Annotated in this window: 10 protein-coding genes and 1 tRNA gene; 7 read left to right on the top strand and 4 right to left on the bottom strand. The window is 72.1% G+C overall.

Annotated features, from left to right (window positions below; genetic code table 11):
- The 3 genes from ACPYOM_RS09285 to ACPYOM_RS09275 all read right to left on the bottom strand — a co-directional run bounded on the left by ACPYOM_RS09285 (window position 1) and on the right by ACPYOM_RS09275 (window position 1,245).
- A tRNA-Val gene (locus ACPYOM_RS09285) sits at window positions 1-73 on the bottom strand.
- 40 nt (window positions 74-113) lie between these two features.
- Window positions 114-689 carry a peroxiredoxin gene (locus ACPYOM_RS09280; protein WP_481345726.1) on the bottom strand — a complete coding sequence of 192 codons (576 nt, stop codon included), beginning with the start codon at window positions 687-689 and terminating at the stop codon, window positions 114-116.
- A gap of 139 nt (window positions 690-828) precedes the next feature.
- The gene (locus ACPYOM_RS09275; protein WP_481339941.1) at window positions 829-1,245 is read right to left on the bottom strand and encodes a DUF3052 domain-containing protein; all 417 of its coding nucleotides are present in this window, start codon (window positions 1,243-1,245) and stop codon (window positions 829-831) included.
- 348 nt (window positions 1,246-1,593) lie between these two features.
- On the opposite strand from ACPYOM_RS09275, the gene aceE reads away from it, so the two are divergent.
- The gene (aceE, locus tag ACPYOM_RS09270) at window positions 1,594-4,365 is read left to right on the top strand and encodes a pyruvate dehydrogenase (acetyl-transferring), homodimeric type (RefSeq protein ID WP_481345725.1); all 2,772 of its coding nucleotides are present in this window, start codon (window positions 1,594-1,596) and stop codon (window positions 4,363-4,365) included.
- Between the two features lie 175 nt (window positions 4,366-4,540).
- Here aceE and ACPYOM_RS09265 read toward each other — a convergent pair whose 3' ends face one another.
- Window positions 4,541-5,485 (bottom strand): type IV toxin-antitoxin system AbiEi family antitoxin domain-containing protein, encoded by a 945-nt coding sequence (locus tag ACPYOM_RS09265; RefSeq protein WP_481345724.1) that lies wholly within the window; start codon window positions 5,483-5,485, stop codon window positions 4,541-4,543.
- A gap of 280 nt (window positions 5,486-5,765) precedes the next feature.
- Here ACPYOM_RS09265 and argG point away from each other — a divergent pair, with 280 nt between their 5' ends.
- The 6 genes from argG to ACPYOM_RS09235 all read left to right on the top strand — a co-directional run bounded on the left by argG (window position 5,766) and on the right by ACPYOM_RS09235 (window position 11,724).
- Window positions 5,766-7,190: an argininosuccinate synthase gene (argG, locus tag ACPYOM_RS09260; RefSeq protein ID WP_481345723.1), complete on the top strand. Its 1,425-nt coding sequence runs from the start codon at window positions 5,766-5,768 to the stop codon at window positions 7,188-7,190.
- 15 nt (window positions 7,191-7,205) lie between these two features.
- Entirely contained in the window at window positions 7,206-7,922 is a 717-nt protein-coding gene (locus ACPYOM_RS09255) for a class I SAM-dependent methyltransferase (protein WP_481345722.1), read from the top strand.
- A gap of 65 nt (window positions 7,923-7,987) precedes the next feature.
- Window positions 7,988-9,151, top strand: coding sequence for a PucR family transcriptional regulator (locus ACPYOM_RS09250; protein WP_481343864.1), 1,164 nt, complete (start codon window positions 7,988-7,990; stop codon window positions 9,149-9,151).
- Between the two features lie 158 nt (window positions 9,152-9,309).
- Entirely contained in the window at window positions 9,310-10,311 is a 1,002-nt protein-coding gene (locus ACPYOM_RS09245; protein WP_481345721.1) for an ACP S-malonyltransferase, read from the top strand.
- A 31-nt stretch (window positions 10,312-10,342) separates the two neighbouring features.
- Complete coding sequence (locus ACPYOM_RS09240; protein ID WP_481343862.1) at window positions 10,343-11,398, top strand: beta-ketoacyl-ACP synthase III; 1,056 nt, start codon at window positions 10,343-10,345, stop codon at window positions 11,396-11,398.
- Window positions 11,399-11,475: 77 nt separating this feature from the next.
- Entirely contained in the window at window positions 11,476-11,724 is a 249-nt protein-coding gene (locus ACPYOM_RS09235) for an acyl carrier protein (RefSeq protein ID WP_481343861.1), read from the top strand.
- Window positions 11,725-11,833 lie beyond the last annotated feature (109 nt).

The raw sequence follows: 11,833 nt of genomic DNA, 5'->3' as shown, positions 1-11,833 counted from the left end.
TGGGCCCGGCCGGGATCGAACCGACGACACCCGCGGTGTAAACGCGGTGCTCTACCAGCTGAGCTACAGGCCCCCGCCCGACGCGGACGGTGTCCTGCCGGGCGGCCGTCAGCCTAGCGGGCCGAGGCGCCCGACGTGTCCGACGCACGGGACGTGTCCGACGCCCGGGACGCGTCCGTCGCGCGGGACGCGTCCGTCGCGCGGAGCGCCGCGACCGCCCTGCGGTACTCGCGGAAGTCGCGGCCCTGGCCGATGCCGCGCACCTCGGACCACACGACGCGGCCGGAGCGGTCGAGCAGGAACGTCCCCCGCAGGGCGAACCCGTCCTCCTCGCTGAAGACCCCGTAGCGGCGCGCGACCTCCCCGTGCGGCCAGAAGTCGGACAGGAGCGGGAAGAAGTGGCCCTCGGCGTCGGCCCACGTGCGCAGCGTGTACATCGAGTCGCAGGAGACGGCGAACACCTGGATGTCGTCGGTCTGGAAGTCCTCGAGGCCGTCGCGGATCTCGCGCAGCTCGCCCCGGCAGATGCCCGAGAACGCCGCCGGGTAGAACACGACGGCGGCGTTCTTGACGCCTCGCACCGAGGACAGGCTGATGTCGACCCCGTACTGGTCGACGAGCGTGAAGTCGGGGGCGAGGTCGCCGGGGGCCACGGGGGCGGACGCGTGGAGCGATGGCGCGTTCGTCATGCCACCGAGTGTCCCACCTCGTCGTCCCGCCTCGTCGGGGACGCCCACGCAGCACCCTCGCGACAGCCCCTCGCCACCGTCGGAGGCGTGGGCGTCCGGTCGAGCGGGGGCTGCACGCCACAGCCGCCGACACCGACGTTCAGCGGCGCGGGCCCTTCGGCGGCATGAGCCGTGAGGCGGTCCAGTTCGTCGCGACGTTGACCTGCCCTCCCGTGACGAGGCCCGCCGTCGACGCCGCCTCCTCGACGACGCTGGCGTCCGCGTGCCCGGGCCGCCCCGCCTTGGGCGTCAGGAGCACGACGAACCCCTTGTCGAAGAGCTTGGTGAGGGCATCGACCATGAGGTCGACGAGATCCTCGTCGCCGTCGCGGTACCAGACGATGACGCCGTCGGCGCCGTCGTTGAAGTCCTCGTCCTCGAGCTCGGTGCCGATGACGTCCTCGATCTCGAACCGCAGGTCGTCGTCGACGTCGTCGTCATAGCCGAACTCCTGGATGATCTGCCCTTTGGCAAATCCGAGCTTGCTGAGGGACGCCGCTCCCGCGGTCGCGCTCACTGTCACCGGTCCTCTCGGTCGTTTGGCCCGTCCAGGTGGCGCGGGCCGGTCGTGCACATGGCGTGCGGGTCGGGCAAAGGTCGAGCAAAGGTCGAGCAGAGGTCGAGCAGGGTGGGGCGGCAGGCGCTCCCGCACCGGTACCAGTCCATCCGGTCCGACCGTACCGCGCAAGGCGCGGCGGACGCGCACAACGCGGGACAACGCGCCCGTCGGTGGCCCCCACCGCCACCGCGTCCCACAGCCGGACCCGGGTGTGACGGCCACCACGGATTGGTGGAGGATGGGTGGGAGCCCCGCTACGGCCGACCGGCCGCGAGCGCGGCGACGCGACGAGAAAGGACCCACGACGTGGCTTCCGAGGCCGGCCCGATCCTCAACGGCATCCCCAGTCAGCTCCCGGACATCGACCCCGAGGAGACCCAGGAGTGGCTCGACTCGCTCGACGCCGTGCTGGACGAGAAGGGCCGTACGCGAGCGCGGTACATCATGCTCAAGCTCATCGAGCGGGCCCGCCAGCAGCAGGTCGGGGTGCCGTCCCTGACCGCGACCGACTACATCAACACCATCCCGCCGGAGCGCGAGCCGTGGTTCCCCGGCGACGAGGACGTCGAGCGCGAGTTCCGCCGCTACATCCGCTGGAACGCCGCGGTCATGGTCCACCGCGCGCAGCGTCCGGGCATCGGTGTCGGCGGCCACATCTCGACGTACGCGAGCGCCGCCACGCTCTACGAGGTGGGCATGAACCACTTCTTCCGCGGCAAGGACCACCCCGGCGGCGGCGACCAGGTGTACTTCCAGGGCCATGCCTCCCCCGGCATGTACGCCCGCAGCTTCCTCGAGGGCCACCTCAGCGAGGGCGACCTCGACGGCTTCCGCCAGGAGAAGAGCCACATCGTCGACGGCAAGATCCGCGCCGTCCCGTCCTACCCCCACCCGCGCCTCATGCCGGACTACTGGGAGTTCCCGACCGTGTCGATGGGCATCGGCCCGATGAACGCGATCTACCAGGCGCAGTTCAACAAGTACCTGCACAACCGCGGGCTCAAGGACACCAGCCAGCAGGACGTCTGGGCCTTCCTCGGCGACGGCGAGATGGACGAGCCCGAGTCCCGCGGCCTGCTCCAGCTCGCGGCCAACGAGGAGCTCGACAACCTCACCTTCGTCATCAACTGCAACCTGCAGCGTCTCGACGGCCCGGTGCGCGGCAACGGCAAGATCATCCAGGAGCTCGAGGCGTTCTTCCGCGGCGCCGGCTGGAACGTCATCAAGGTCGTCTGGGGACGCGGGTGGGACCCGCTGCTGGCCGGCGACCGTGACGGCGCGCTCGTGCACATCATGAACCAGACGAGCGACGGCGACTACCAGACCTTCCGCGCCAACGACGGCAAGTACGTCCGCGACCACTTCTTCGGGCGCGACCCGCGCACCGCCAAGATGGTCGAGGACTGGACCGACGAGCAGGTCTGGTGGGACCTCAAGCGCGGCGGCCACGACTACCGCAAGGTGTACGCGGCCTACAAGGCGGCGCGCGAGCACACCGGGCAGCCGACCGTCATCCTCGCCAAGACGATCAAGGGCTACAGCCTCGGCTCGCACTTCGCCGGCCGCAACGCCACGCACCAGATGAAGAAGATGACGCTGGACGACCTCAAGGCCTTCCGCGACAGCCTCCGCATCCCGATCACCGACGAGCAGCTCGAGGCCAACCCGTACCAGCCGCCGTACTACCACCCCGGTCCCGACAACGAGGTCATCCGGTACTCGGTCGACCGCCGCGCCAAGCTCGGCGGCACCCTGCCGAGCCGACGCGTCCGCTTCGAGACCGTCAAGCTGCCCGGTGACGAGGCCTACGCCCAGGTGAAGAAGGGCTCGGGCAAGCAGGAGGTCGCCACGACGATGGCCTTCGTGCGCCTGCTCAAGGACCTCCTGCGCGACAAGGAGTTCGGCAAGCGGATCGTGCCGATCATCCCCGACGAGGCGCGCACGTTCGGCATGGACGCGTTCTTCCCGACGATCAAGATCTACAACCCCAACGGACAGAACTACACGCCCGTGGACGCCGAGCTCATGCTCGCCTACCGCGAGAACGAGCAGGGCCAGATCCTGCACCTCGGCATCAACGAGGCGGGTTCCCTCGCCGCGTTCACGGCCGCCGGCACGTCGTACGCGACCCACGGCCAGCCGATGATCCCGGTCTACGTCTTCTACTCGATGTTCGGCTTCCAGCGCACCGGCGACTCCATCTGGGCAGCAGCCGACCAGATGACGCGTGGCTTCCTCATCGGCGCCACCGCCGGCCGTACGACGCTGACCGGAGAGGGTCTGCAGCACGCTGACGGCCACAGCCCCCTCCTCGCCTCGACCAACCCGGCGGTCGTGCACTACGACCCGGCCTTCGGCTACGAGATCGCGCACATCGTCCAGGACGGCCTGCATCGGATGTACGGCGAGGGGCGGACTCCCGAAGAGTCCAACCTCATCTACTACCTGACCGTCTACAACGAGCCGATCGTGCAGCCGGCCGAGCCGGAGAACGTCGACGTCGAGGGCATCCTCAAGGGCATGTACCGCCTGTCCGAGGCCGACACCGAGGGCTGGCAGCACACCCCGGCGCGCGCACAGCTGCTCGCCTCGGGCGTCGGGGTGCCGTGGGCGCTCGAGGCCCAGCAGCTGCTCGCCGACGACTGGGGCGTGGCTGCCGACGTCTGGTCGGTGACCTCGTGGAACGAGCTGCGCCGCGACGGCCTGGCCGCCGACGCGCAGGAGTTCCTCGGCCCGGACGGCGCGCCGGTCAAGCCGTGGGTCACCCAGTGCCTCGAGGGCACCGAGGGCCCCGTCATCGCCGTGTCGGACTACATGCGGGCCGTGCAGGACCAGATCCGCGAGTGGGTCCCCGGCACGTACGCCTCGCTCGGCGCCGACGGCTTCGGCTTCTCCGACACCCGCCCGGCCGCGCGCCGCTTCTTCCACATCGACGGCCCCTCGGTCGCGGTGCGGGCGCTGCAGCTGCTGGCCAAGGAGGGCCGGATCGACGCCGACATCCCGGCCAAGGCGGCCGACAAGTACCGGCTCGACGACGTCACGGCCGGCACGTCCGGCAACGCCGGCGGCGAGAGCTGACGCTCCGACTGACCGACGCCGGTGGCCCGGTCCCCATGTGGGGGCCGGGCCACTGCGCGTCCCGGCGTCGTCGACCGTACCGATCGGCCGCGCGCCTCTCCCAACGTGCCGCGCCTTGCGGCACGCACTGCGCGGGCCCACGCCGTCCGTGCCCCGAAGCACAGGCCGTGTTCCGTCAGGCAGCCCGTGCGAGGGCGTCGAGGACTCGCCGGCGCACGCGCTCCGGGTCGTCGAGGTCCGACCAGATCAGCCGGACCACCGTCCAGCCCTCGCGCCGCAGCGCGTCCTCGCGCTGCTTCTCCTCGAACAGGGTCTCGCGGCGGCCGTCGGCGTACTTCACGGCGCCGTCGAACTCGACGAGCACGCGCGACCCGATGATCCGGAAGTCGGCCCGGTAGCGGCGGCCGTCCGCGACGACCTCGACCTGCGGCTCCAGCTCGAACCCGAGTGCCCGCAGCACGTAGGCCGTCCGGCTCTCACCGGGTGACTCGTGCCGCCCGTCCGCCTGCGGCAGGGCCGCGCGCACGGGCGCGACACCCGTGTGGTGGCGCAGGTCGGCGACCGCACCGGCCAGCGCGTCGGGCGTCACCAGGGCGGCGCGCAGGGCGGCGTCGGCCGGGACGAGCGCGCCGAGGGGGCCGCTGAGCAGTCCCGCCTGGACGATCGCGTGCGCGAGCGGCATCGCGACGGGCCGGTTGCCGTCCCGCCCGGGTGAGCCGAGCCGCACCTCGCCCACGGCCCGATGGACCACCAGCCCCGGCCTGCGCACGCTGACGCTGCGTCCCGCCCCCGCAGCATCGCCTCGGCGTCCGCCGACGGCTGACGTGAGGTGCACCGTGCGCAGATCGGCGCCGAACGTCGGCAGGCGTCGACAGAGGAGCAACGAGTGGTGGCTGATGACCGCGCGCGAGCGGAACTGCCGTCCCAGCGCGAGCGCCGTGAGGCGATGCACCTCCTCGGCCGTCGGCGAGGCCTCGGCGACGAGGGCGTACCAGCCACGCGTGAGTCGGATGACCTCACCTCGACGGCACAGGCGGGTCAGTGCATGCCGGTCGACACCGATGCGGCCGGCGTCGCCGGTGGAGAAGATGCCGTCCCGGGCCACGAGTCGCAGATCCATGCCACGACCGTGGGCCCGGTGCCGGACGGTGACCACCGCGGGGTCCGCCGCTGTGGATCGGGTGTGGACCGGCGCAGGGGGTGTGGACGGCGGGCCGAGCCCGGGTTGGTGTCAGCAGCCGGCCCGCGTGCGACGGGCTGCGTTTCGGGGCAGGTCGCGTCGGTTGCCCAGCAGTGCCTGCCCCGAAGCACAGCGGATGCGACGCAGGCCCAGCCCGCGCCGGCCCGCAAGCGGCATCGCGATTGGATAGGTATGCGCGCCTGTGCATATACTTGCACGCGTGTCCAAGGTACTGACCTCCCTCCCTGTCGGTGAACGCGTCGGCATCGCCTTCTCCGGTGGCCTCGACACCTCGGTGGCCGTCGCGTGGATGCGTGAGAAGGGCGCGGTGCCCTGCACGTACACGGCCGACCTCGGCCAGTACGACGAGCCGGACATCGGGTCGGTCCCGGGCCGCGCCGGCCAGTACGGGGCCGAGATCAGCCGCCTCGTCGACTGCCGCCAGGCGCTCGTCGAGGAGGGGCTGTCGGCCATCGCCTGCGGCGCCTTCCACATCCGCAGCGGTGGCAGGACGTACTTCAACACGACGCCGCTCGGACGCGTCGTCACCGGCACGCTCCTCGTGCGGGCGATGCACGAGGACGGCGTCTCGATCTGGGGCGACGGCTCGACCTTCAAGGGCAACGACATCGAGCGGTTCTACCGCTACGGCCTGATGGCCAACCCGCAGCTGCGCATCTACAAGCCGTGGCTCGACGCCGACTTCGTCACCGAGCTCGGCGGCCGGCACGAGATGTCCCAATGGCTGACGGCCCGAGACCTGCCCTACCGCGCGTCCGCGGAGAAGGCGTACTCGACCGATGCCAACATCTGGGGCGCCACCCACGAGGCCAAGACCCTCGAGTTCCTCGACGAGTCGATGGAGGTCGTCGAGCCGATCATGGGCGTCCGGTTCTGGGACCCCGCGGTCGCCATCGAGCCCGAGGACGTCACGATCCGCTGGGAGCGCGGCCGCCCGGTGGCGGTCAACGGGGTCACCTACGACGACCCCGTCGCGCTCGTCATGGAGGCCAACGCGATCGGTGGCCGCCACGGACTCGGCATGAGCGACCAGATCGAGAACCGCATCATCGAGGCGAAGTCGCGCGGCATCTACGAGGCGCCGGCCATGGCGCTGCTCCACCTCACGTACGAGCGGCTCCTCAACGCGATCCACAACGAGGACACCATCGCCAGCTACCACGCCGAGGGCCGACGCCTCGGTCGCCTGCTCTACGAAGGCCGCTGGCTCGACCCGCAGTCGCTCATGCTGCGCGAGTCGCTCCAGCGCTGGGTCGCCAGCGCCGTGACCGGCGAGGTGACCGTGCGCCTGCGCCGCGGCGACGACTGGTCCGTCGTGAACACGACCGGTCCGGCATTCAGCTACCACCCCGAGAAGCTGTCGATGGAACGCACCGAGGACGCCGCGTTCGGGCCCGTCGACCGCATCGGCCAGCTGACGATGCGCAACCTCGACATCGCCGACTCGCGCGCCAAGCTCGAGCTCTACGCGTCGCAGGGCCTGCTCGGCTCCGATGCCACCGACCTCGTCGGCGAGCTCGCGCCGGGTGGAGCGCAGGCCATCGCCGCCAACCCGGCGGCGGCCGATGTCGACGAGCTGGACGAGGCGCTCGACCGCGCGGCGATGGAGTTCGGCACCGACTGAGTAGGGTCCTCGGTCATGGAGCCGACCGACGCGATGACCGACCGCGACACCGTCGACGCGCAGTACGCCGGCACGGACAACCTGCGCACCCGCCGTGCCGTGTGGGGGCCAGGCCCCGAGGGCGTCTCCCCCGTCGACGTCCTGCTCAGCTCGGTCGTCGCCGCCCGGCCCACGAAGGTCATCGAGATCGGTTGCGGCACAGGTCAGTTCGCCCGCTCGGTGCTCGACGCACTGCCGGGCGTCGACTACCTGGCCACGGACATCTCGGCGGCCATGGTCGACGCCACGGCGGCGCTCGGCGTGCCCGCCCGCCGGCTGCCCGCCGCCGACCTCCCCTTCGCCGACCACACGTTCGACGCCGCTGTCGCGGCGTGGATGCTCTACCACGTGCCCGACCTCGACGGCACGCTCGCCGAGCTGCGTCGGGTCCTTCGCGACGGTGGCCGGCTCAGCGTGGCGACGAACGGCGAGGAGCATCTCGCCGACCTCCTCCGCGAGGCGGGTGGTGAACCGCTCGTCACCCAGCTCACCGCCGAGAACGCCGAGGAGACGCTCTCGCGCCACTTCCGGCACGTGTCGCGACGCGACGTCGAGACGCGGGCGACCTTCGCGGACCACGCTGCCGCGAGGGCGTACCTGTCCACCTTCGACCCCGACCTGGCGGCCTCGCTGCCACAGTTCGAGGGACCGCGCTCCTACGCCGGGCGCTCCTGCATCCTCACCGCGCACTGATCCCGCGCCCGGGCGTTTGTGAGCGCCGCACAAAGCGCCGGTCCGACGCGTCCTAGGCTGACGCCGTGACCGAGCGACCCGGGCAGCCGAGCGACGCGACGACGCGTACCGTCGAGCGCAGCGCCGGCGAGCTCGCGACCCTCGCGGCGCGCCGGATGGAGGAGAACCTCGGCTGGTACCGACGCCTGTCGGCGCAGGAGCGCTCGCAGGTGGGCCTCGTGGCCCAGGCCGGCATCTCGCAGTTCATCGCCTGGTTCCGGTCCGAGGGGCACGCGCCGTCGGCGATCTCGATCTTCGCCAACGCGCCGCAGGAGCTGACGCGGTCGGTCAGCCTGCGCCAGACCCTCGACCTCGTGCGCACCGTCGTCGACGTCGTCGAGTCGCACGTCGGGACGCTCGCCGGCCCCGGCGACGAGCAGCTGCTGCGCGAGTCGGTCCTGCGCTTCTCGCGCGACATCGCCTTCGCCGCCGCCGAGGTCTACGCCGGCGCGGCCGAGGCCCGCGGCGCGTGGGACGCCCGGCTCGAGGCGCTCGTCGTCGACGCCGTCCTGCGTGGGGAGGCCGACGACTCGATGCAGTCGCGGGCCACGGCCCTCGGGTGGGGCGAGGTGTCGCACGTGACGTTCGTCGCCGGCACGACGCCGGAGGGCCGAGGGGGCACGGTGCCCGCGGTCGACGACCTGCGCCGCGCGGTGCGCAAGGAGGGCGTCGAGGCCCTCGTGCTCGTCCAGCGGACCCGGCTCATCGCCGTCGTGGGCGGCACCCGCGAGCCGCTCTCGGTCGTCGGGGCGGTGGCCGACCGGTTCGGTCCCGGGCCGGTCGTCGTCGGCCCGACCGTGCCGCACCTGTTCGCGGCCGGGCGCTCGGCACGCGCCGCCCTGAGCGGGCTGTCGGCCGCCGCGGCCTGGCCCGACGCCCCTCGCGTCGTGGAGTCCGACGCCCTCCTGCCCGAGCGGGCCCTCGCCGGCGACCAGAGCGCTCGCCGCATCCTCGTCGAGCGGATCCACCGACCGCTGCGCGGCGCCCAGCAGGCCCCGCTGCTCGCGACGGCAACGGCCTACCTGGACAACGGCGGGAGCCTCGAGGCCACGGCCCGAACGCTCTTCGTGCACCCGAACACGGTCCGCTACCGCCTAGGACGCATCGGGGACGCCACGGGGTACGACCTGACGACGCCGCGCGAGGCCTGGGCGGTGCGGATCGCCCTGGCCCTCGGACGGCTCGCCTGACAGGAGCGTGCGAGCCCGCCACCGCGACGCTCGGCGGGCGGCAGGCGCGAGCACGCCGGGCGCCCGTGTCTCCTTGGAGGTATCCTCCAAACATTCGCGGCCGAGTTGGTGACATTCGGTGGCGGGGTCCTGACCGGTAACCGGGAAGTGTTGGACACGTGCTAGCGATCGTCTGCCCAGGACAGGGCTCACAGACCCCCGGCTTCCTCTCCCCCTGGCTCGAGCTGCCGGGCCAGCGCGAGCTGCTCACGGCGCTCGGCGAGGCGGCGGGCACCGACCTCGTCGCCCACGGCACCGCGTCGGACGCCGACACGATCAAGGACACCGCGGTCGCCCAGCCCCTCATCGTCGGAGCCGGCCTCACGACCCTCGCCGCACTGCTCGAGGGCACGACGCTGCCGACCGCGACCGTCGTCGCCGGGCACTCGGTCGGCGAGTTCACCGCTGCCGCCGCCGCGGGCGTGCTCGCCCCGACCGAGGCGATGTCGCTCGTCGACGTCCGCGGCCGCGCCATGGCCGAGGCCAGCGCGGTCACGCCGACCGGGATGGCCGCCGTCCTCGGTGGCGATCCGGACGAGGTGCTCACCGTCCTCGAGCGCCACGGCCTGACCCCCGCGAACATGAACGGCGCCGGGCAGGTCGTGGCTGCCGGCACCCTCGAGCAGGTCGCGGCGCTGCGGGACGACCCGCCCGCCAAGGCCCGCGTCATCCCCCTGCAGGTCGCCGGCGCCTTCCACACCCGGCACATGGCGCCGGCCGTCGACGCCCTCGCCGCCCGCGCCGCCGAGGTGACCCCGGCCGACCCGTCCGTGACGCTCCTGTCGAACGCCGACGGCGCCGCCGTCGGCTCCGGCGCCGACGCGCTCGCTCGCCTCGTCGACCAGGTCAGCAACCCGGTCCGCTGGGACCTCTGCATGGAGACGCTGCTGTCCCTCGGCGTCACCGGCCTTCTCGAGCTCGCCCCCGCGGGGACGCTCGTCGGCCTCGCCAAGCGCGCGATGCGCGGCGTCGAGACCCTCGCCCTCAAGACGCCCGACGACCTCGAGCCGGCGCGCCGGATGATCTCCGAGCACGGCGCCGGCTCCGGCACCGCGGACGCCTCCGCCCACGAGGCCGCGTCCGTCACGCCGACCGCCGACGCCGGCTCCTCCGCGTCCTGACCCCTCGTCCCCCGACCACAGAGAAGGCACCGTGACCACCGCACCCGGCACCGCACCACAGCCCAAGGGGACCGGCACCCTCGTCGACGCCGGGGGCGCCCGCCACTCCCGGATCCTCGGCGTCGGCGCCTACCGCCCGGCCCGCGTCGTCATGAACGCCGAGATCGTCGACAAGATCGACTCGAGCGACGAGTGGATCCGTGAGCGCTCCGGCATCGTCAGCCGGCACTGGGCGGCCGAGGACGAGTCGGTCATCGACATGGCCGAGCACGCCGCGCGCCAGGCCCTCGAGCACGCCGGCGTGTCCGCCGAGCAGATCGGGTTCGTGCTCATGGCCACCGTGACGCACCCGTACCAGACTCCGGCCGCCGCGCCCGAGCTCGCGTCGCGGCTCGGCTCCACCGCTCCGGCCATGGACATCTCGGCCGCGTGCGCCGGCTACTGCTACGGCGTCGCCGTGGGCAGCGACATGGTCAAGGGCGGCTCGGCCGACTACGTCCTCGTCGTCGGCGTCGAGAAGCTGACCGACTTCACCGACCCGTACGACCGCGGCACGGCGTTCATCTTCGGCGACGGCGCCGGCGCCTGCGTCATCGGCCCGAGCGAGACCCCGGGGATCGGCCCCACGGTGTGGGGCTCCGACGGCACCCAGCGCGACGCCATCACCCAGAAGCAGGCGTGGACCGACCTGCGCGAGTCGTGGCAGGACGCCCAGGCCGACAAGAACGCCTGGCCCGCCATCGGCATGGCCGGCCAGACGGTCTTCCGGTGGGCGGTCTGGGGCATGGCGCCCGTGGCACAGCAGGCCATCGACCGCGCCGGCATCAAGGCCGACGACCTCGACGCCTTCATCCCGCACCAGGCGAACATCCGCATCATCGACGCCATGGTCAAGCAGCTCAAGCTGCCCGCCGACATCCCGGTGGCCCGCGACATCGTCACCACGGCCAACACGTCCGCGGCCTCGATCCCGATCGCGACGACGCGCATGCTCGCCGAGCAGGAGATCCCGAGCGGCGGCCTCGCGCTGCAGATCGGCTTCGGCGCGGGCCTCGTCTACGCGGCCCAGGTCGTCGTCCTGCCCTGACCCAGCTCCCGCCGGTCCCGACGGGTCATTCGGGCCAACGGAACGACACACGGATCCCAACCACAAGGAGCAGACAGATGGCTCAGTCCGAGCAGGAGATCCTCGAGGGTCTCGCCGAGATCGTCAACGAGGAGACGGGCCTCGACACCGAGTCCGTCGAGATGGACAAGTCCTTCACCGAGGACCTCGACATCGACTCCCTCTCGATGATGACGATCGTCGTCAACGCCGAGGAGAAGTTCGGCGTGCGCATCCCGGACAGCGAGGTCAAGAACCTCAAGACGGTCCGCGACGCCGTCACGTACATCTCGAGCGCCCAGTCCTGACGCGGACGGCCGGTCGGGAGACCGACGGCCCACCCGCTCCCCGGGAGCCGCGTCGTGGCCGGGCCGACGAGCCTGTCTCTTATACACATCTGACGCTGCCGACGACGGA

Source organism: Monashia sp. HAY1-2A (genome assembly GCF_056755315.1).
The sequence above is the reverse complement of the archived record's forward strand: the minus strand, read 5'-3'. Positions and strand labels throughout refer to the sequence as shown.